The 22,517-nt window shown below is 50.5% G+C and carries 13 protein-coding genes and 1 pseudogene; 5 read left to right on the top strand and 9 right to left on the bottom strand.

Annotated features, from left to right (window positions below):
- Window positions 1-12: 12 nt before the first annotated feature.
- The 3 genes from attM to RCF31_RS21730 are packed head-to-tail and all read right to left on the bottom strand — an operon-like array spanning window position 13 to window position 3,502.
- Window positions 13-804, bottom strand: a complete 792-nt coding sequence (gene attM / locus RCF31_RS21740) for an AttM family quorum-quenching N-acyl homoserine lactonase (protein ID WP_084881079.1) — start codon at window positions 802-804, stop codon at window positions 13-15.
- 54 nt (window positions 805-858) lie between these two features.
- Window positions 859-2,019, bottom strand: coding sequence for an iron-containing alcohol dehydrogenase (locus tag RCF31_RS21735; protein ID WP_416413347.1), 1,161 nt, complete (start codon window positions 2,017-2,019; stop codon window positions 859-861).
- A 28-nt stretch (window positions 2,020-2,047) separates the two neighbouring features.
- On the bottom strand, window positions 2,048-3,502 hold the full coding sequence (locus RCF31_RS21730) for an NAD-dependent succinate-semialdehyde dehydrogenase (RefSeq protein ID WP_416413346.1): 1,455 nt from the start codon (window positions 3,500-3,502) through the stop codon (window positions 2,048-2,050).
- Window positions 3,503-3,574: 72 nt separating this feature from the next.
- Here RCF31_RS21730 and RCF31_RS21725 point away from each other — a divergent pair, with 72 nt between their 5' ends.
- A complete protein-coding gene (locus RCF31_RS21725; RefSeq protein WP_299450246.1) occupies window positions 3,575-4,375 on the top strand; it encodes an IclR family transcriptional regulator in 801 nt (266 codons plus the stop codon).
- 19 nt (window positions 4,376-4,394) lie between these two features.
- Here the strand turns inward: RCF31_RS21725 and RCF31_RS21720 are convergent, their stop codons facing one another.
- The 4 genes from RCF31_RS21720 to RCF31_RS21705 form a co-directional block, all read right to left on the bottom strand.
- Entirely contained in the window at window positions 4,395-5,612 is a 1,218-nt protein-coding gene (locus RCF31_RS21720; RefSeq protein WP_416413344.1) for a cytochrome c, read from the bottom strand.
- Entirely contained in the window at window positions 5,609-7,366 is a 1,758-nt protein-coding gene (locus RCF31_RS21715; protein WP_299450243.1) for a GMC family oxidoreductase, read from the bottom strand. The genes RCF31_RS21720 and RCF31_RS21715 overlap by 4 nt, the downstream gene beginning before the upstream one ends.
- 3 nt (window positions 7,367-7,369) lie before the next feature.
- Window positions 7,370-8,116, bottom strand: coding sequence for a gluconate 2-dehydrogenase subunit 3 family protein (locus tag RCF31_RS21710; RefSeq protein WP_299450242.1), 747 nt, complete (start codon window positions 8,114-8,116; stop codon window positions 7,370-7,372).
- 225 nt (window positions 8,117-8,341) lie between these two features.
- Complete coding sequence (locus RCF31_RS21705) at window positions 8,342-9,565, bottom strand: LysR family transcriptional regulator (RefSeq protein ID WP_416413343.1); 1,224 nt, start codon at window positions 9,563-9,565, stop codon at window positions 8,342-8,344.
- 136 nt (window positions 9,566-9,701) lie between these two features.
- Between RCF31_RS21705 and galB the strand changes: the two genes are divergently transcribed.
- Genes galB through RCF31_RS21685 form a run of 4 tightly spaced genes read left to right on the top strand, consistent with a single transcriptional unit; the run spans window position 9,702 to window position 13,123 of the window.
- Window positions 9,702-10,439 (top strand): 4-oxalmesaconate hydratase, encoded by a 738-nt coding sequence (galB, locus tag RCF31_RS21700; RefSeq protein ID WP_299450238.1) that lies wholly within the window; start codon window positions 9,702-9,704, stop codon window positions 10,437-10,439.
- Window positions 10,436-11,152 carry a 4-carboxy-4-hydroxy-2-oxoadipate aldolase/oxaloacetate decarboxylase gene (locus RCF31_RS21695; RefSeq protein WP_416413342.1) on the top strand — a complete coding sequence of 239 codons (717 nt, stop codon included), beginning with the start codon at window positions 10,436-10,438 and terminating at the stop codon, window positions 11,150-11,152. The genes galB and RCF31_RS21695 overlap by 4 nt, the downstream gene beginning before the upstream one ends.
- A 2-nt stretch (window positions 11,153-11,154) precedes the next feature.
- A complete protein-coding gene (locus tag RCF31_RS21690) occupies window positions 11,155-12,246 on the top strand; it encodes a 4-oxalomesaconate tautomerase (RefSeq protein ID WP_416413341.1) in 1,092 nt (363 codons plus the stop codon).
- Complete coding sequence (locus RCF31_RS21685) at window positions 12,239-13,123, top strand: DUF1932 domain-containing protein (RefSeq protein ID WP_416413340.1); 885 nt, start codon at window positions 12,239-12,241, stop codon at window positions 13,121-13,123. The genes RCF31_RS21690 and RCF31_RS21685 overlap by 8 nt, the downstream gene beginning before the upstream one ends.
- Before the next feature lie 53 nt (window positions 13,124-13,176).
- Here the strand turns inward: RCF31_RS21685 and RCF31_RS21680 are convergent, their stop codons facing one another.
- Window positions 13,177-21,825 (bottom strand): hypothetical protein, encoded by an 8,649-nt coding sequence (locus RCF31_RS21680; RefSeq protein WP_416413339.1) that lies wholly within the window; start codon window positions 21,823-21,825, stop codon window positions 13,177-13,179.
- 323 nt (window positions 21,826-22,148) lie between these two features.
- A pseudogene (locus RCF31_RS21675) lies at window positions 22,149-22,514 on the bottom strand (TIM-barrel domain-containing protein); the annotation flags it as partial.
- Window positions 22,515-22,517 lie beyond the last annotated feature (3 nt).

The following is a 22,517-nucleotide window of genomic DNA, read 5'->3' as shown; positions in this document are numbered from 1 at the left end:
TCATCAGCTTACTCAGGAATAGTATTCCGGTGCTTTTTTAAAATTAGCCCAGGCATCGGGGTCATGGCCTGTCACTACAATGGCATCAGCACGCTCAGCAACGGCTCTGAGCTTCTGTACGGAACGGACTGAATCGACCGCTGAAGCGAGGAAGCCAGGCAGTGCTTTTTGCTCCCAGTGATCCACGGTATAAGCCGCATCGATAGTCAACAGCAGGGGTTTGCTGTTCGGCAGGCGTACCAGGAACGACTGATGACCCGGGGCATGGCCGGGAGAAAAAATGGTGGTTAAGGTGCCGTCGCCGTAGATGTCATAAAAATCATCGTCGGTGCCGTTGAGGAATTGCCAGTTCAGCCCCGGACGGTCAAAGTCATTACGGATATAGCCACCCGCTGCAAACCAGTCTGGCGTAAAGGCATACTCATACTCCGCCCGCTGCACGATATGACGGGCGTTCGGGAAGCGGCCAATAGCTCCGGTATGGTCGAGATGCAGGTGCGACTGCACCACATATTTCACATCTGCTGGGTCGATGCCCAGCGCCTTCACCTGATCGACACATCCCTGATCCTCGCCAAGTACCGGCCAGTAAACATCGCAGATTCCGCCCCAGTAACCTTTGGGATCGGTTGCCACCTCGATGGCATTGCCACCATCAATAATGGTGTGGCCATCAGGGTGGGTGATGAGAAAGAAGGGCACGGGGATTTCATAATCTGCCCCGGCTCCCTGGTTCATCTTGATATTGTGCACCTTACATTTCAGGGTGCCGGACTGGAGCATGTAGAGTCGTATATCTTTCATACTGGGCATTCCTCTGGTTCGTCGTGGGTACTTTATTGTTGTGGGGTAAGGCTTTTAGAATGCTTCGCGATACAGATTCAGGGCGTCCTGCTCCAGAACCTCTACCGGGTTATTGGTGAGCAGGCGCGTTTGTAACATGGCATCGGCAGCCAGTCTGGGCAGGCTTTCCTCGGTGACGCCGACATCGCGCAGTCGTCGCGGTGCGCCGCTTTGTTCCATCAGTTGCAGCATATGCCCGACGAAAGCACTGGATCGGGTATCCGCATCGCCACTGCCCGCGACGCCAAGCACATCCGCCAACTCGGCATACAACGGAGCCGCAGCACTGGCGTTGTAGCGCAGTACCGGTCCGAGCATCAGCGCATTGGAAAGGCCGTGCGCGACATGGTAGTGGCCGCCCAGCGGGTAAGCGAGGGCATGCACGGCGGCAACCGGCGAATTGGCAAACGCCTGGCCTGCTAACGTGGCACCCAGCAACATCCCTTCACGCGCAGCGCGGTTGCTGCCGTCCTGACAGGCGCTGATCAGATTGGCTCCCAGCAGTCTCAGGGCCTCACGCGCCAGCGCATCAGACAGCGGGTTTTTCTTGTGCTTACTGGTATAGGCTTCGATAGCGTGCACCATGGCATCGATGCCGGTAGCAGCGGTATGAATTTTTGGCAGGCCCACCGTCAATTCGGCATCCAGCAACACAAAGTCAGCATACAGTTGAGGCGCAACCACCCCCATTTTGGTCGTTTCGCCGGTGGTGATGATGGCGATATTGGTGACCTCGGAGCCGGTTCCGGCGGTAGTGGGAATCAGCACTAGCGGCAGGCGTGACCCTGTCACCTTGCCGATACCATACATCTCTGCCAGCGGCTGATCCCCTTCAGCCATCACAGCGGCAATTTTGGCGATATCCAGCGAGGAACCGCCGCCGAGGCCGATAATAATGTCGGCCCCGGCCTGTTTAATGACTTCCGCACAGGCATGCACGATAGCTTCCGGTGGATCCGCCACCACGTCATCAAACACCGTGACGTTAAAACCCGCCGTGGTGAGATTTTCCACGATGGGCGCGATCAGTCCGGCTTTCACCAGCCCGGCATCGGTTATCAGCCCGACATTCCGCTGGGTAAAACGTGCCGCCACGCTGGCGCCCAGTTGCTGAGCGCCTCCCCACTTCATTTCAATCGCGGGTACGGTACGAAACTCGAATGGATTGATAGTCATCTCATCTCCTTTTTCCAGGTTGCGATATTCAGGCGATCTCAGAACACAGGTATTTGATTTCCAGATATTCATCGATGCCGTGATGGGAACCTTCACGGCCAAGGCCGGATTGCTTGACGCCGCCGAACGGGGCGACTTCATTCGAAATCAGCCCACTGTTATGGCCAACCATGCCGTATTCAAGGGCTTCGGCGACACGCCAGGTGCGGCGAACATTTTCGGTATAGAAGTAAGCGGCGAGGCCAAACTCGGTGTCGTTAGCCATGGCAATCACTTCTTCTTCGGTAGTAAAGCGGAATAGCGGGGCTACCGGTCCGAAGGTCTCTTCGCGCGCAATCTTCATCTGTTGCGTGGCACCGACCAGCACGGTGGGTTCGAAAAAGGTGCCACCAAGCGCATGAGGTTTGCCGCCGGTGATGACGGTGGCACCCTTCGCCAGCGCATCTGCGATATGGTCTGTCACCTTGCTGATGGCGGCTTCATCAATCAGTGGCCCGATCATCACATTCGCCTGATGACCTTCGCCGACTTTGAGAGCGGCAACCCGTGCGGCAAGCTTCTCCGCAAAGGCGTCATACACCCCGGACTGCACATAAATGCGGTTAGAGCAGACACAGGTCTGCCCGGCATTGCGATATTTGGAGGCCATGGCACCTTCCACCGCGGCATCCAGATCGGCATCGTCAAACACGATAAAAGGCGCATTGCCGCCAAGTTCCAGTGAGAGTTTTTTGATGGTGGGAGCACATTGCGCCATCAGAATGCGGCCCACTTCGGTGGAGCCGGTGAAGGAAAGCTTGCGCACTGTATCGCTTTCAGTGAGTACCGCACCCAGCTTACGGGCATCCCCGGTAATCACCTGGAAAACCCCGTCCGGAATGCCCGCCTGCTGGGCAAGTACTCCCAGCGCCAGCGCCGTCAGAGGCGTTTGTTCGGCGGGTTTGACGATCATAGTGCATCCGGCTGCCAGCGCAGGCGCAGCTTTACGCGTGATCATCGCTGCCGGGAAGTTCCACGGGGTAATGGCTGCACAGACGCCAATCGGCTGCTTGATCACCACAATACGTTTATTGGTTGCCGGGGCCGGAATGGTTTCGCCATATACGCGTTTGGCTTCTTCGGCGAACCATTCAACAAACGAGGCGGCATACAACGCCTCGCCTTTGGCTTCCGCCAGCGGCTTGCCTTGCTCGGCGGTCATCAATGCGGCGAGGTCATCGGCATTTTCGACAATCAGATCAAACCAGCGGCGCAACAGAGCTGTGCGATCTTTGGCGGCCAGCTTGCTCCAGCTGCGAAAGGCTGCCTGAGCCGCGACAATGGCGTTGCTGGCATCCTCTGCCGCCAGCGCAGGAACGGAGGCGATAATTTCACCCGTGGCCGGGTTATTCACGTCAATGGTCGCGCCATCGCCTGCGCTCACCCATTCACCCTTTATCAGACAACGGTCACGAAGCAGAGATGGATTTTTGAGTTGGATCATGGACTCCCCCATAAGATGAGTTCAATATATTGAACTAATATCACTATAGTGAACTAAGTGTGAGGGCGCAGTATGTCAGGGGAATCCGTAACAAAAAGCGATCAAACGCGCAAAAATATCGACACCGTTCCCGCCCTGCGTCGTGCTGTGACGATAATGGATTTAGTTGCGGCGTCGGGTGATGGGCTGACTGCCGCAGAGATCACGCGTCAGCTGGCATTGCCGAAAAGCACCGCGCATGGGCAACTGAATGTCCTGACGGAGCTGGGGCTGCTGGTCAGAAGCGCAGACGGGACATTTCGCCTCGGGCCGCACCTGATGCGCTGGGCAGACGGTTTTCTGTCACAGATGGATATTGTCTCGCTTTTTCGTGAATATTTTGCCAGTGACTCGGCACTGGAAGGCTATACCATCACGCTGACTGTGCTTGACCGTGATGAAGTGGTCTACATCAGCTGCCGAAATTCAGATAAACCCCTGGGGCATACGTTCCGCATTGGTATGCGTTTGCCTGCTCCTTTTACCGCCACGGGCAAGATGCTGCTTTCCCGGCTAAACGATGATCAACTGGCCGCGCTTTTTGCCACGCACTTTCCTGCACCGATGACCCCGACCAGCGTGCCGGATCTCGCTGAACTTAAGCAGGAGTTGGCGATCATTCGTGAGCGGCATTTTTCCATTGATAACGGGCAGATTCATGCGGCAATGACCTGCGTCGGGGCGGCGATTTACGACCATTCCGGCCGGGCCATCGCCGGGATTGCGACCAGTTTTCTCAGCAGCGAGGCGGAGACGGGGCTGATTGAGACGCTGGGGGAGAAGATGCGTTGTGCGGCGCTGGCGCTTTCCAGGCAGTGCGGTTATCAGGGTTGATAACCGCACGGACGCCCCCTTACTGCAGGCTTTCTTTCACCTTCTTCACCGCTTCAGCATCCACCGGTGCTGCGGCGTTACCCCAGCTGTTGCGGATATAGGTCACTACCGCCGCGATCTGATCGTCACCGAGGGTACCGGCAAACGACGGCATTGCCGGTGCGGTGGGGCGCGTATCGGTATCTACGCCGCGACTACCGGCCGCCACCACGCGAATCAATGAAGTGGCATCTGGCTGGTTGAGCAGCGGGTTATCCTTCAGCTGCGGGAAGATGTTCTGCTCACCCCGCCCGCCTGGACTGTGGCAGGCCGAACATTTTGACTCATAGATCTGCGCACCCAGTTTCATGCGGTCATCGCTGGCAGGCAGCGGTTGCGGCACTTTCTCACTGGTTTTGTCTCCTTCTTTCAGGAAAGTGGCGACGGCCTGCAAATCCTCATCACGCCAGTGCTGCGTGGAGTGGCGCACCGCATCCGCCATCGGCCCGGAGGCGATGTCGAAGCGATTTACGCCGGTGCGCAGATAGCTGACGATATCTTCCTTCGTCCATTTGCCCAGCCCGGTATGGTCGCTGGCACTCAGATTGGGGGCATACCAGCCTTCCACCACTTCGCCTCCCAGGAACTGACCGTTTTTATCGCCCCCGATCAGGTTTTTCGGCGTATGGCAGGTCCCACAGTGGCCGAGGCCCTCAACCAGATAAGCACCGCGATTCCATTGCGCCGATTTTTGCGGATTGGGCTGGAATTCGCCTTTGTCGAAGTTGATCCAGTTCCACACCATCAGGCTGGTACGGATATTGAACGGGAAGGGCAGCTGATTGGTTTCCACTTCGTTATGCACCGGCTGCAATGTCTGCATCCAGGCCCACAGATCCTGCAAATCCTTGTCAGACATTTTGGTATAGGCGGTAAACGGCATCGCGCCGTACAGGCGTTTTCCGCCGTGACCAATCCCTTCTGTCATGGCGCGTTTGAAGTCGTCATAGCTCCAGTTGCCGATACCCGTTTCGCGATCTGGCGTGATGTTAGCGCCCACCAGGGTACCGAAAGGTGTCTGCAGTTTTACGCCACCGGCAAAAGGTTGTTTTGGGTCGGAGGTGTGACATGCCGTACAGTCACCGAGGGTAGCGATATAGCTGCCCCGGCTGTATTGGTCATATTCTGGCTGTGCCTGCACGCTAAAACTGGCCGCGACCAACCATGCCGCAGCTGAGAGAGAAATGAGAGTCTTCATGCGGTGATCATCTCCCCAGGGCGTTTCAGATAGTAAGTACGGATGGCATGTGCTGCCTTAAAGGCCAGCGCGCCGACGGTGCCGGTTGGGTTGTAGCCCGGGTTCTGCGGAAAAGCCGAAGCGCCAACCACAAACAGATTCGGCACGTTCCAGACCTGCAAATGTTTATTGACGGAGCTGGTGCTGGGATCGGCACCCATCACAAAACCACCCACCACATGGGATGATTGGTAAGGGACGCTGTTCCAGTGGCCGGTCATCGGCTTGGAAACAATCTCGCGTGGATTCATCGATTTAGCGATTTCTGCCACCTTTCCGGTACAGTATTGCGCCATCTTCAGGTCATTCTCAGCGAAGTCAAAGGTGATGCGCAGCAGCGGGCGGCCATGCGGATCCTTGTAATTAGGATCGAGCGACAGATAGTTGGTGCGCGTGGTGTAGCTACTGGCTTCACAGCCGATAGACATGGTGCTCAGGTAATTATCTTTAACGGCACGTTTCCATTTGGAGCCCCATTTCGGGGTGTTTGGCGGCACCGGTCGGTAACCAATCGGGGCAGAACCGATTGGCGTCACACGGATGCTGCCGCCGCCAAAGAAGCCAAGACCGCTATGGTCGAAGTTGTCGTTATTAAACTCATCAATACCCATGCCGACAGCGCCTGCGCCGATAAAGGGATTAAAGTTTTTGCCATCGAAAAATAACGTCACGCCGTTTGCGGTTTGATAGGCATAGTTGCGTCCGGTGGTGCCGCGATTGGTTACCGGATCGTAGGCTTCCCCAATATTGGAAAGCAGCATCAGGCGCACGTTTTCGAAGGTGAAAGCGGCGACGATCACCAGGTCGGCGGGCTGTTCCCATGTGTCACCCGAGGAGTCCACATAGGTTACGCCAGTGGCTTTTTTCCCGGTCGAGTCGGTCAGCACTTCCAGCACTTCGCAGTTGGTATAGGCGGTGAAATTATCTTTACGCATTAACGCCGGGAGTACCGTGGTAATGGCGCTGGCTTTGGAATAGTTGGCGCAACCGTAGTTGGTGCAGAAGCCACAGAAGGTGCAGGGACCCATAGTGACGCCATACGGGTTGGTATAGGCTTCGGAAACCAGTGATGAAGGAACCGGGAACGCTTTATACCCCATATTCTTCGCCGCTTCGGCAAACAGGGTTGGTCCGTAAGGCTGGCGCAAAGGAGCTGTCGGGTAATCGCCGGAACGCATACCTTCAAACGGGTTGCCGCCCTCACGTTTTTCACCGTTGACGTTAGCGGCATAACCGGAAGTCCCGGCTACACGCTCGAACTGCATATAGTGCGGTTCCATCTCCTCCCAGCTGGTGCCCCAGTCCTGCAGTACCAGCTCGTCAGGGATGGCACCGTAGCGTTCGGTGAGATGGCTTTTGAGGCGGAACTCTTCTGGCTGGAAACGGAAGGTGATGCCAGCCCAGTGGTTACCTGCGCCGCCGGTGCCGTTCCCGGGATGAAAAGAACCCCAGGTGCGCATTGGCAGCGCGGTTTGTGAGGGGTTATTACGCATGGTGCAGGTGTTCTGCCGGGTACGCAGCATCAGTTCTTCGCGCATCACGTAACGTAATTCATCGGTCACCGTGGCGACATTGAAGTCACGCGCAGTATCGCGCCAGGGACCACGTTCAATCCCGATGACTTCCAGCCCCTCATCGGCCAGTTCTTTGGCAATAATCGACCCTGCCCAGCCGAGGCCAATGACCACGACATCGGTTTTTGGTAATTTTTTCATGCGTTATCCCCTGGCTTTCCATTGCGCAATGCTGATGGGCTCGAGTCCCAGATTCTCGTTATGGCGCTCGATATAGTCGCGATAGTCATAACGCGCGCCGGGGAATCCCAGCATCTTCCAGGAGACCATCTCTTTGTTGCCGCCATAAATTGGATCGGCAAAGAAGCCTTCCATGGTGTTATTCAACACGTCGAGGAAAAACGATTTCGCGTCGTAGCCGTCGAACTGCACCTTGCCTGCTTCCATCGCCTCCAGCAGCTGGTCCTGCTGTTCAGTGGTCAACTCGGCAAAGTTCTTTTTCGTGGTTTGCTGCACGTAGCGATTCAGTGCTGCAATGCCATGGCGATAGCGCTGCTGTGGCACCAGTGGCGACTGGTCGCCTTGCTCCGGTGTACCCTGCTGGAAAGGGCCTTCCATATACAGCCGTTCAAAGGTGCCGTAAAAACCCTGCAACTGGCGATCGATAAACACCGCACAACCCGCCTCTTTGCCGCCGATGCTGAGCTCATCGGCAGGGATCAGGCGGTCCACAATGGCTTCAACGGTCTGGGCTTCTTCCGGGGTAAAGAACAGCCAGCCTTGCTGGTCAAATGATTCGGGGGGATTGTCGGAGAAGGGCGTCCAGCCCGGTGAACCTTTGAGAGAGACGGCATCAGCCGCTTGCGTCACGGTGGCGGCGACGCCCAGCGTCGTCCACGTCAACACCTGCCGTCGCGTGACGCCCGGCAGCGTTTTGGCTCTTTTTTTCATTTTGCTTCCTAATTGTAAGTTGAACAAATTTGCAACAAAGGTGTTTCCAGCTTCGAAAATATCGTCACAGATTCTGCGTGTTGTGTTTATGTATGATTAACATTGTACAAATGTTAAATGTAGGGGCTTTCGGCGATACAGCCAGTTACCGGGCAGGAAAATGCATTTTTTGTTCAAAAAGAAACAAATGAGAGAGGTTCTGGCGGGTGTTTAGTGAGGTTGGTATTACAAATTCTGCGCAGTAGCGACATCGGTGATGCAGCGGATCAGCGCCTCGGCCGCTGGCGCGTGTAAAGCCCCCTGGCGCAGCGTTAGACCAATCTCGCGACGGGTATTGGGCAGGGAAAATTCTAACGGGCGCAGGATCCCGGCAGTGAGTTCGTACTCAAGCTGATGGGACGACACCGCCGCCACCATATCGGAATTTAGCAACAGACCACGCACGATGGCGAGATCGCCACTTTCAACCATCGGGGTGGGTACGTTGATGCCCAATGCCTGAAAAGCGCTATCCAGCAGATGGCGCGCGGGTGAGTTTACGCGCGGTAAGATCCACTGCACAGGGGGTAAATCCGTTGCGCTGAGTTGACGTCCGGCCAGCGGATGTTGCGGTCGTACCACTAAGACCAGCGATTCGGCAAACAACACCTGGTTTTGAATATCCAGCACGTTCTCATCCTGACGCAATGCGCCGAGGATGAAATCAATATCCCCGGCGCGCAGTTCGGTCACTAACGCGTCGAAGGCACTTTCATTGGTGACGATTTTGATACCAGGATGGGTTGCCACCAGCCGGGTAATCGCCAGCGGCAGCAGGGTGCTGCGGCACAGCGGCAAGGCACCCACATGCACCGTGCCACGTAAAATACCGGCCGCTGCTGCCAGGTCTTCCGGGATATGACGAATCTCATTCAATGCACGGCTGATAAAGGGGGCCATTTCCCGCGCGGCGGTGGACGGCATCATCCCTTTAGGGGTGCGCTGGAACAGGGATATTCCGGCACCTTTCTCCAGAACCTTCAGTGCAGCACTGACCGCAGGCTGGCTGATGCCGAGTGAATTCGCCACGCTTTGCGTATGGTGCAGGCGATATAACCGCAGAAAGACCTGCAGGCGACGCACATTGAACAACCAGATGGGTTCGGCATCGTCACGGTGATGATCGCGCTGTTTGAGCCGACTCAGGGTCGCCGGGATACGCTGCAACTCGCTGATGGCGCGCTGCGCCCGTGGCAGCACGCATTTCCCCATCTCCGTCAACAACATGCCGCTGGCATGACGCTCAAACAACGGTGTGGCTAAAGTGTGCTCAAGATCACGGATAGATCGGGTGATCGCCGATTGCGTGCGAAATAATTTCTCCGCCGCTTCCGATACCGTCCCGCGTTCCGCGATCATGCAAAAAGCGCGTAGTTGCATGATTTTAATCTCATTATCTTCGGCTTTCATTGCTGACGTTTCCCCGGTTGCTGTGACGATCGAAATCACAACATAAATAAAAATCATAGCTCGCGCAATGAAAGGCATTATCCGGCCAGCAAGTGGCATGTCAGGATGAAAAAAACAGCCACCGCAGGATAGAAAGATGGAAAACACCGTTAAAAAAAGTGCCCTCGTTGTCAGTGCTCACTCTGCCGATTTTGTCTGGCGCGCGGGTGGCGCTATCGCCTTACATGCCGAGCGTGGCTATGACGTCCATGTGGTTTGCCTGTCATTTGGTGAGCGGGGCGAATCCGCCAAACTGTGGCGCAAAGGCAATATGACGGAAGACATTGTCAAAGCGAATCGCCGCAGCGAAGCTCAGTCAGCGGCGGAAATCCTCGGCGCATCGATTGAATTTTTCGACCTGGGTGATTACCCGCTACGTGCCGATAAAGAGACCCTTTTCCGGCTGGCAGATGTGTTCCGCAAAGTGCAGCCACATTTTGTGCTCACCCATTCGGTTGCCGATCCCTACAACTACGATCATCCACTGGCTGCCAATCTGACTCAGGAAGCGCGCATTATCGCCCAGGCCGAAGGCTACCGTCCGGGTGAGCCGATTATCGGTGCACCGCCGGTTTACTGCTTCGAACCGCATCAGCCGGAACAATGCAACTGGAAACCGGATGTGCTGCTGGATATCACATCGGTGTGGGAGAAGAAATACGCGGCGATTCAGTGCATGGCAGGTCAGGAGCATTTGTGGGAATACTACACCCGTGTGGCTCTGCAACGTGGAGTACAGGCGAAACGCAATGTGGGGATCGCCTCGTCACGCGTCATCAGTCACGGAGAAGGCTACCAAAGCCTGTTCCCGCGTGTGACGGAGGATTTGTCATGAGTCATGTCAATCAGAAAGGCGTGGTGGTACGCCAAATCGAGCGGGCAGACGCGGATCTGGTGGCGCAGTTCGCCACCTTCGGTGTGGCGACGGTGCATGAAGCGCAGCAGCGTCAGGGATTACTCGATGCGCGCATTCGCCCGGTGCAGCAGGGCACCACCATCGCGGGCAGCGCAGTGACGGTGCTGGTTTCCCCCGGCGATAACTGGATGTTCCATGTCGCAGTTGAGCAATGCCAGCCGGGTGATGTGCTGCTGGTGGCCCCCACTTCAGATTGCCATGACGGCTTCTTTGGCGATTTGCTGGCAACCTCGCTACAGGCGCGTGGTGTGGTGGCGCTGGTGGGCGATATCGGCATTCGTGATAGCCAGACGCTGCGCGAGATGCATTTTCCGGTGTGGTCGCGGGCGGTGTATGCACAGGGCACCGTGAAAGAGACGCTGGGGTCGGTGAATGTGCCGGTGATTTGCGCCGGTCAGTTAGTCAATCCAGGTGATCTGGTGGTGGCGGATGATGACGGCGTGGTGATTGTGCCGCGTGCCGATGCCAAAACGGTGGCGCAGGCGGCAGCACAGCGGGTTGAGATCGAAGAAAGCAAGCGCCAGCGTCTGGCGGCGGGGGAACTGGGGCTGGATATTTACCAGATGCGACAAAAACTGGCCGCGAAAGGATTGCGTTATGTCGATTCGCTGGCAGAACTGAAGAATCTCTGACGATGAAACAGACGCTGATCCCCTGTGTACTTATGCGTGGTGGCACCTCCAAAGCCGCCTGTTTTCTGGCGCAGGATCTGCCTGCCAATCCGGCGCTGCGCGATCGGGTGCTGCTGGCGGTGATGGGGTCGCCCGATGCGCGGCAAATCGATGGCATCGGGGGGGCTGACCCGCTGACCAGCAAAGTGGCGATCATCTCTCCCTCGACGCGTCCCGATGCTGACGTTGAGTATCTGTTCGCTCAGGTCAATGTGGATAAAGCCGTGGTCGATTACGGTCAGAACTGCGGCAATATTCTGGCGGCGGTGGCCCCTTTTGCCATCGAAAAAGGGCTGGTGGCGATACAAGGCGCAGAGACGCGGGTGCGTATCTTTATGGTCAACACCGGGCAAATCGCCGAGGCGCAGCTGCCAACACCCGATGGCGCGGTGGAGTATGAAGGAGATGTGCGTATCGATGGGGTACCGGGCTACGCGGCTCAACAGGTCCTGAACTTTGCGGATATTGCCGGTTCCAGTTGTGGCGCATTGCTGCCCACCGGGCAGGCAAGGGACCAGTTTGATGGGGTGGCGGTGACCTGCATCGATAATGGCATGCCGGTGGTTTTACTGCGCGCCGCTGACCTGGGCCGTACCGGGCTGGAGAGCCGTGAACAGCTGGATAATGACGACGAGTTAAAAGCGCGGCTGGAATCGATTCGTTTACAGGCCGGGCCGCGGATGAATCTGGGCGATGTGGCACTACGCACCGTGCCAAAAATGACCCTGATTGCAGAACCGACTCAGGGCGGAATGCTCTCCACCCGCACTTTTATTCCACATCGCTGCCATGCCTCGATTGGCGTGCTGGGCGCGGTCAGCGTGGCAACGGCCTGCCTGATTCCCGGTTCAGTGACGGAAGGGATCGCGCAACTCAATCCAGGCGCAGAGCAGCGTCTGGCCGTTGAACATCCGAGCGGGGAGTTCAGTGTGGTGTTACAACGCGATAGCGCTGGGAATGTTACCCGCAGTGGCCTGATTCGCACTGCACGGCTGCTGTTTATCGGAACGGTAGCGGTACCGGGTTCAGTGTGGCAGGGAGAAAAACATGACTAAAATCGCCATTATTGGTTTTGGTGAAGCCGGACGGATCTACGCCGAGGATCTGGCGTCGCAGGGTGCGCAGGTAACGGTGTGGGATAACAAATTCCTCAGTGCCGAGGCAGATCAACTTAAAGCTATGGCGGGACAATGGCGGGTGCGCGCTGCGCACAGCCTGGCGCAGGCGCTGGAAGGGGCTACGCTGGTTTTCTCGCTGGTGACCGCCGCTAACGCCTTGCAGGTGGCGCAACAGGCCGCAGCGCTGCTGCGACAGGGACAAACTTTACTGGATTTTAATTCTGTCGCGCCTGACACCAAACGCGCAGCGGCGCAGGCGGTGGCCCAGGGCGAGGGAAGCTATCTTGATGTCGCCGTTATGGCTCCGGTACCGCCCAAACGGCTGGGCACGCCGTTATTAATTGGCGGAGGCCAGGCGCTCATTATCGCGGCGCAACTCACCGCACTTGGCTGCCAGGCCCACGCCGCCAGTGAGGAGATTGGTACGGTTTCCGCGATCAAGATGTGTCGCAGCGTGATGATCAAAGGTCTGGAGGCGTTAACTACCGAGTGTCTGGCTGCCGCACAACGTTACGGTGTTGAAGAGGCGGTGCTGAATTCGCTGCATACCAGCTTTCCCTCGCTGGGCTGGAATGACGCGCTGCCTGACTATCTTATCAGTCGGGTTGCGGAGCACGGTGTCAGGCGCGCGGAAGAGATGCAGGAAGTGGTGAAGACCTTACAGGATGTCGGGCTGGAAGCGCCGCTTAGCCGGGCTATTCGTCAGGTGCAGGCGGAATTACCGGCTCAGCTTAAATCGCATCAGCTGCAATATCAGGATCTGGTGCCGTTTAGCTGGCGTACGGTGCTGGCGAAACTGTCGCCCAAATGTTAATAGCGGTGCGATTTATCGCACCGCAGTCGCACCTGATGACGGATGAGACTAACTTACACGCCGACCAGGTAGAGTGGCTGTGTAGCGTCTTCATCAGTACACAAACCAAAGGTATTGCTGAAAAGAAACCATGCCATGGAAAAATCCTCTGTCGCGCGTTCCGGGTGTTGTGTTTTGAAATATTCGCATAGCAAACCGAAGACCATTTCTACATCAGGCAAAATCAGGCGTGCAACCAGCACGTCACTGGCGAACAAGGCTTTAAAAAAGTCCAGAAAACAGCGCTTATCTGCAACGTCAAAATCGGTAAGTTGCAAAAATCGGGTGGTGTCTGATAACGCATAGAAGTCGCGTTCTTCATATCCCCATTGATTTGAGTCGGTTACCATTTCTGCATCGATTCTGCTTTGTAATCGAAACAAAAATGCGGGTCCAGAAAGTTCATTCATAAATACCGGGCCAGCAAGACGATTTTTAGCCCAGGCTGCAAAATCCCCGGCAGTACGGGGGGCGCTATTAATGCCAGCCAGGCGAATTGCTGATCCATTGGAGGGTTGTGGTGCGGGATTGACGAGTAATAAATCGGTAAACTGGTCAGCGCTGAGCGACAGTGGCGGAGCCTTTTCCTCATTGGTCAAATGACCCATCACCGCAGAAAGAATCATATTGATCGGATGATTATATTGGGTGGACATAAGTGCTGTCGGCCTGATTAACACTAATTGCTGTGCCTGATGAGACTGTCGCCAGTAATGTAAAGTGCCATTGATAATCTGGTGAACCTGACGGGCACAGGTCTGCATATGTCCTGCCTGCCATAAGTGTTCAGGTAAGGAAAGAAACTGATTTAATACCTGAGTGTTATCGGGTATCCCCATCACGAGGAGATGCAGCTGATCCAGTGCCTGCTGCCATGCGTAGTATTGAATGGTTGAGCGATGTTGGTCAAAACGAAATGCCCAGGGTTCTGCGAATAATTCTGGCGTCACATAAGGTTGCTCACCGAAATAGCTAAAAAAGGAGTTTTTCGCCAAAGAATCCAGATGTAAAGCTGAAGTAGCAGTATCGGAAAACGACGGGCGGTTTCCACGTGATTTAAACCACTCTATTGCGTCAATGGCACGAGACAGATATGCCCGACTGTGCTCAATCCATAAAATCAGAGAAGGTGTTCTTTGCAGTGCGATTAAGGGATTATCAGTCACTAATTCATTGAGGGCAGTGAAGACCGCCTGCTTTTTTTCCAGAATTTTAATACTGTTGTTGCAAACCCTCTCGTCATAAAGGTCATCTTCACGCCAGGTAAAGACATTCCAGTTTCTGTCGCTGAGTTCGACTTCCGCATGGATACGCTGCTGAAGTTCATTATTTAGAGAACGACCATGTCGTTTCAAATAGACATCAATATCAACCAGTCCTTCGGTGATGACTGCCATGCGAAAAGGAATATTTGTCGTGATATTGCTAAGCAAACGTATGTGCTCCTGTCTTGCGGCTTGTGCGCTGAATAGCAGGGATTTATGTTGTTGCTGCTCAGTGGTATTGAGTAATGGGAAAAATTCCGGTAACAACTCTCTTTGTTGTCGGGCCATAAAGTCTTCAATGGTGGCATTAAATAGCTTTTTTGATGAAATCTGGTCTGATGTATGAATAAGATGCGGCCAGTCAGTGAATTCTTCAGGGAGCGACTGAACAACTCCCTGCGAATCTATAATGCCATATCTGGCTTTCTGGTAATTATCTTCACTTAAAATAAACACGATATTACCGCTATGATATTGCAACACGTAAGGGGTTAATTGTGTGTTGCTCTCGTTCTGTCTGGTGTCAGCTTGTAAATAAGAATGAGGTGTGAAAACCCCCTGATGCAAAAGTTGGCTGGCTACCTCATTTTTCACCAGATGCCAGGATTCCGTTGCATTTCCGGTATTACGTCGCCAGGCAACAGGAATAGACTGCTCAAAAAACGCCTGTGCGGAAAGTTGGCCACGGCGAAATACGGAAAAATCAGCCTGCAATTCGCTATACAAGCTGAGTTTTTCCCAGATTTTGGCATGTGCAAACCTGTCTGTCAGTGGATATAAAACCCCACGATTATCAGGAAGACTTGCGTAAAGCACACGCTCGTTTTCATTGATAAAACCCACATAACAGACATAACGCATCGGATCCCACCAGATTCCCCTGAAGCCAGTCATTGGAAGTTCACCGGCAGAGAGGGTACGATTTATCTCCCGGCGCGTTCTTAATACAGAAGCATCAGCGGGCCAGTCGGTATATTTTCCCATTACCTCGGTGATGGCCTGATCGAGGTAATAAACTGAGGACATATTTTGCGGCATGGTCAGGTTACGCGTTTTCCATTTATTCACTGCCGGATGCGCCGCCAGTTTGATAATGCGTTCAGACTTTAACTGCTCTGGAAGTACATCATCCTTGATATAAAAGGGGAAATATCTCATCAGCCATGCCACTGTCCGATTTTTTTTGGTGATGAAATCTGCTTCATTTTGTACCGCAGCGAGCTGTTTTAATTGATCCTGCACTTCAAATTTTATCCAGTTGAATAAGGTCGTTATTACGCTGTCATTATTCTGCCGATTGGCCAGAGGAGCGGGCACTACTGTGGTGCGGTTAAAATGAGCAATACCCTTGATAACGGGATCGAAACAGATGGCAGTTAACGCTTCATCTGTGAGTGGTGCGGGTTTCTGGTGGAACATTCCTGTCGCGGCAAAGGACAGAGAATAAGGGAATAAGATCCCCTCATTATTATTTATAATATCGAATCCGATACCCACCACCGTGAGATCAGAATCTTCATTCTTTCCGCCAGTCTGATACCAGGTAAATTGCAGTTCCCCCCGGGCGTGTGCTTGTCTTAATTGTTGCTCTTTGCTCACGGGCATGGTGATAGTGAGTAGCCGCTGGTGGCTTTGTATCGCGGTATTGAATAGAGAAAGCAGTCGCTGTTGTTGCTCAGATGATGAGGTAGCAAAGTGAAGTTCAGTCAGATATGCCGCCAGTGTCTGGCTGTCATCAACGCAGGCAAGTATGTACGTCTGTATAGTAGCTGTATGTTCCAGGCAGGTGGCCAGGCAGTGCAGCGCATCTTCACCAGTGTGGCGACCCGGCTGAGTAAGCAACGCTATTTGTTGTTGAGCGGTGACAGGAATGATGCCTGCGTCCTGCATTGCAACGCTAAAGAGTTTCAGCAATCCGCCTTGACTGACCGATTCCAACTGCAAGTCCTGAGCGATGATCGCCCCGAGGCAAAGTTTTTGCGCTGAGACATCTTTCAACCTGACGCTCGCCATTCCCACATCCACGCTTTTTAATGATGTTGCAAAATCGAGAAAATGACTGATGGCGGCAGTCATATAACGCCGGACGGCCTGCGGTGTTGTACCGTAGTTTATTTTTAAATGTTGCTGAAATTGTTGACTTAAACTCAGTGATTGAACTTTTATAAAATTCGCATTCGTTAAGTGTGCCAATGTCATCCACGGTGAGCTGAGAACAATTTGTAGCTGTCGAAACGCATAATCATATAAATCAGGCGCATCTGGTGAGGTTATTTTAAAAATATCGCTTAATAATTGTAGCAAACGAGCTTCATCAATAACGGCCCCTGAAGGGAGGTAGCGTTGTAAAACTTTTAGCTGATAATTAATCAGGTTACCATTCTCATCAAGAATTGTATTGATCAGTGTCGCAGCATCGCTCGGGTCCACTCTTTCTGGCGTGAGCATGCTCATAATATGACCATATAATCGCTCATGAAAGGGTAGAGCTGAAAAATAGATAAAATTTTGCAGGATGTTGCTTAATTCTTGTTGATATAAGATCGTTTCATTTTTTTTCTGGCTGGGTAGCCTGCTCTTTAATGGGGAGATCACCACATCAATCAGTTGATCATCATTAAGAGAAGGTAATGGATAAAAAGGATGCCCACTCAGCAGCTGACGTCTGGAGCGCTGTTGTGGTTCAGACATAAAATCGTTAGTCAGGAAGGTAAATCTGCTACCGTTATCAAGTTGGTAGTATTGACAGAATAAAAGTGTGGGATAAGCGTCGCAACACTGTTGCATTGCACATTTAACTAATGATATAAAAATTGGGTTGACATCATCGGTAATAATAATTTTTAAACTATTTTTTATAACGGCACTACGTTGCTCATGTTGCCAGCCGGTTAGGATTTTTTTAGTCACATCTTTAAGATAGAGTGCAAGATTTTGGCTGCGCATTTGAGGAGAAAGATATTCCTGGAATTTTGCCAACCAGTCAGCCTGCGCATTAGCGTTGAGCCATTGTTCTTCCGTATAATTTTCCAGCACCCTTGCACTGTATTCTATACGTGCGAAGGATTGATAAATTCGTTCAAATTCATTTTCCATCCAGATTTGATTTCTGATAAATTCAGCCAGTGTGGGGACAACCTCACCAGGATGATGTTGACGGTATTGTTGGCATCGATGATTAAATATTTCGATGCTTGCGCTAAATAACGTTATTGCAGCGGGACGTTCTCTTGTTGTCTGATTCATGGCTTGCAAAAAGTGATTAATTATCGCAATGTGGAATTTTTCCTGCATAGCTGAATGTGTGGAATATAAGGTTGTTTTTCCGAGTTTATAATGAATGTTTTGCACTATCGTTTTATGTTTTCTCTTTTTTTCGTTTTCAGTCATTTGTAATAAAGACTCAAGATCTTCACTAAGAAAGACTTGCTTAAGCATAAATAGATAATTAAACTGAAAAGCCTCTGAGTCATTTTCAAAGGTACTGTTTATCGCTTTAAATAACTGGCTTATGAGAAGGTCTTGATCGGCAGTTAATATAATGTTTGATATCGGATTTCTCTTGGTTAAATTATCACTGAGATAATCAAAAAACATCCCTGCGTTCAATTCTACTCTATTGGAATTAAGATTGTAATGTTTTTCAAGATCTATAATTTCACCAACATAATGCCAAACCGGAACGATAAAACTTCTAAAACAAAACATAGCCATTTCGTCATGATCGTTCGGTATTTTCCACCCACCAGCATCTGCGACATCAATAATCGTCTGAATATCTGGATTTTTCAACATGGCAAAGAATATTGTCTGATAAAGTTTCGGGTTGTTGGTATGGATGTTAAAAATGTTGGTCGTAACATTCAGTGGCTGTGAATCATCAGAATAACATGTAATGTTCTTTTTCTGTTGTATTAACAATATGTGATGTTCCTTTTCCACCAGTTCCTTTGCTGATGGTTTAAGCCAGGGGTAAAATATATAGGATTTTAGTCCAGATTTTAATTCTTTCAGTTGTTTTTTTCCTATGCCCGCAGCCAATGGAAATAGAAAGGTTTTGCCACTACCAAAACTGAATATTGGGTATAATATTTCAGTAGGTTTGGCAGCAAGACTTAGCCCAGTTAGAAATATTTTTTCAAACGTCGATTTCAATTCTTCATCAAGATGGATTATCTCCATTCTTAATTGGTTTATGCTCTGTTCAAGGGCAGGGGAGGGTTTCTGGATTGCGATGGATATTTTTAAGTTTTGTCTTAAAGCATCAAGTTGCAGCATCTTTTTAATTTTTTGTATAGATGCCTTTTTAATCAGATGCTCAAGACCTGTTATTTTTTTGACTACTGATGATAACAGATAAGCATCTGAAGCACATAACACGCCCTGAAAAACATTCTCTAATAATGAAGTCAGAACGATGTCTTCATGAGGGATGAGCATATCATCAATCATTTCAACACAACTATATAAAGGTAACTTTTCCTTAAAAATCTGCCATTTTCCCTTTTTAACATCATGTTCTCTTTCTGTTTCTCTTGAGCTTTCAATTTCTTCATTTTCATAAGATAAGTATTTTTCACGAATGTCTGCTATTTCTTTTTGCAGCAGCTTAACCGCGTTTGCCGATCGCCCCAGCTTTTTCTCGTAGAATAAAGAAATGATCTCCTTTTCAGACCGTGTTGCTTTACATACTTTAGTTTTGACAAATTGCAGTCGCTCTGTAATATAATCCCACGCTTTCTCTGGAGGGCTAAGTAATGATTCTTTAAACGCTTTCTCCTCATCACAGGGGTCCCAAAAAGGTTTCCCGTCGTGAAATTTGTAGTGTCTGTTCAGGAAATCATTCGGCAGACCCGCAATATCTTCAGTTTTATTTATGGCTAATGTGGAAATTGGGAGTTGTCGATAAATGCGGCTGGCCTCGATATTTATTGCGAAAAATTTTCTTTCTTTAGTTTGTGTATTTTCAGCAATAAAAATCACTCCGCGTTGATAATACCTCCTGGAATTATAACCGACTTGATACATAACACTGGCTTTAAACCTAAATGATTTTGGCATCAACATAGTGCGTACTTTTTGTATGCGTCGGTTATCGAGTTCTACGATGCTGATTTCAACCAGGGGATTGTTGAATAATTCATAATTCGGGTCCATCTCGAACGCGATACGAACGACTTTTTTATACAGCGCCATATGTTCATTGTAGACTTGTTGATACATCTTCTCATGTTTATCTTTCAATTCATCTCGCTTTGGATGTGGCCGCAGAACAAAGGAGTTGGTGCCATCTGTAGCATAACTTCGTAACGAGTGAGGCACCAGGTTTGGCAGCCGGCGCCGTAATACATCTATACCATCAGGAAAACTACGAATAACATCACGAATATTTTTGCACCCGCGCAAATACTCAATTTCACCTTGTGGATCGATATAAGGTTGCAAATTGATTCTCAGGCTTTCCCTATCAAAATTTACTGACGCAACCACATTAATGTTTTTCTCCAGGTAAGCGTCTTCGATCACATCATCAAAAGTTGGGAAAATGAGCCTTTCAAGTTTAACATCGTTTTCATGATAATTAATAAAATCGCTGTTGATACTACTGGTGAAGTTCTCAAATAATTCTCTTATAGGTGATAGTTTTGGCATATCATCATAGAATTTTCTTCTGCGCAAATAGAATCCATATTTTCTTCCCTCATCTATGGCGAAGTCAAAGTCATCATGTAAGACGTATTGATTTTCAGAATATTCTTTACCCAGATAATTCCAGTAGTAATAGGTTTCTTTTGAGACAACGCCCAGGTCACCTTTATTATGGTTTTTGAATTGTATTAAATCAGGTGCACATAACATTACGATAAAGTTGATTAGTTTTTCTGTTTTACTCAAATCAATTGCACCGAATGCTTTAACCAGTTGTCCTGAAACATACAATCGAGTCTGATTGAGTGCTTCGTTAATGCTTTCCTGGGGTTTATTATTAATATTTCTCAGCCATATTTGATTAACCTCCTCTCCGGTTGAGAAAATAAGTTCATTTAAATCAAAAACTTCTTTTTTACCAACAGGGGTAAGTAGCACTGATAGAATATAAGTTAATAAAACAGACACTTCAGTACGTTCATAAGGGCTAAAGTTTGTGATGTCCCATTTTTCTAGCAACTTTTGTGCATGTCTGACATTCAGGTCTCCATGTTCATCGAAGATAAAATGACAGAATTCATCAACCAATCTTAATCCTGCCTTATTCGAAACAATCAGTTCTTTTATGGCTTGTTCAATATCATAGCAAGTCTCTTTTTGTCCTGCTGGATTCAATTGATTCAGGCCGTGTGGTTTTTCGCCATAGGATACGCTGTGGGTAGTGTTAGTATTCTCAATCTTAATAATAATGGCGTTTTCGCTGGCGATGTCATCTGAATTCTGCGGAGGAGACAAATAGTGATAAATTGCGTAGGAACTTCCCATACCAAAAGCGGTTATTCCTGCAATAATTTTCGCTGGAGATGATGATTGATGTGCAATCGCTATCGCAGTGGTTCCGAGCAAAAGCGGTGTATTCACTGCGGTTGTGCTGGCTGGTGCATATTGATAGGAAGTTACGTTATCGCGTACAGCGGCAGGCGTTAAAGAGAACAGGTTTCTAAGTAAGGTGATATTGAGACGTAGTTGTTTTTGCGTTAAATCGTAACTGTTTATCTCCTCCCGGAGTAATCGATCCATATTATTTGTACGATGTGGGAAGAGTATTGTCAGAGGTGTAAAGCTATCGAGAATTGTAATCGCGCTGCCAAGCCCGGGAGATACCATTGTGATTGCTGAGGTAAGCAGGCCTTTAACACCTTCATTAACCACCGACAAAGTGAAAATCTTAGGGGAAATAAACGATGAAAAAAAATTAAGCAAGACAATATCACGCGGTATGCTACTGAAGACGCTTTCATCCGCGGATTCTGTTTGTTTCAGTGCCTTCCCATTTTGCAGAACTGAAACCAACTGTTGAAAAATATCCTGGTTGATTTCTTCGGGAATGCCCCTGGCAACGCCTGAAAGTAATAAAAAATCTTTAATGTAGTGATTCGGTTTATCATACAGTTTTTCCAGTAGTTGCTGGCTATCTCTCCTTTTCATTATTTTAACTGCGATTGAAATATAAAGATGATTTTTATAAGGGTATATGTCATCACGAAAATATGTTGCATCTCTGTTGATTTTTGGTGTCAGCGATTTAACCAGAGGCAATAAATATTGATGAATTTTACACGAGACCGGAATGGAAGGGATGTTTGTTATTTTTTTGATTTTTTTCATGGAAAAATTGCAGACAGTGACGGTTTTCTCTAACCAGCAACCATAATTTGAATCGAAAGGAGATTGGGTCTCAGTTTTCATGGGCAAATTGCCTTATTTGCTATGGGTATTAGCGACAGGGGAAAAAAGGAGAGTCTTTACAACTTATCCATAACTATAGTCGCTTAAATTGAAAACAAGAGATTTTTACCGATGAAGGTACATTTTGACGCGGTGATAAAATGCTGTACTGTTTTTAGCTGATGACTTGATGCTAACATCTTCGTAACGGCGCGATAAATCGCACCGCTACAAATCCTCGCAATTAATGCTGTTCTTTATTTGTTGTCCAGCACATCGGCACTTCCCCCTTCACGCAGGAATATCGGAATGGCATTCAGCGGAGCGGTAACGGTGAGCCGTTGCCCGCCCTGGAAACCACCGATATCGGTGGTCCACCAGGGAATACCGGCCATTGCCATATTCAGCCCGGCAATAAACTGATTACGCAGCGCATGAAATGAGGAGTGGACATCCCCCGACCAGGCCAGCACACCATAACGCTGGCTTCCTGCCCAGGAGCATCGCACCAGATTGACGATCCCCGTTTCGCCTTGTTTTTGCAGCTCTTCATAAAAGCCGCGGGCAAACAGCTGGGGGTAAATATTGCCCGCTTCCTGTACCGGGCCAAGATGGTCGCGATAGTTATCAAAATCGTAGGCACGATACTCCGGTTCAGCCTCATCCAGCCAGAAGGTGCGGATACCTTGGCCATAGTCATTACGCTTCACCTG

Source organism: Pantoea sp. App145 (genome assembly GCF_047947045.1).
Taxonomy (GTDB): Bacteria; Pseudomonadota; Gammaproteobacteria; order Enterobacterales; family Enterobacteriaceae; genus Pantoea.
Note: the sequence above shows the minus strand (reverse complement) of the source record. Positions and strands in the feature narration are given on the sequence as shown.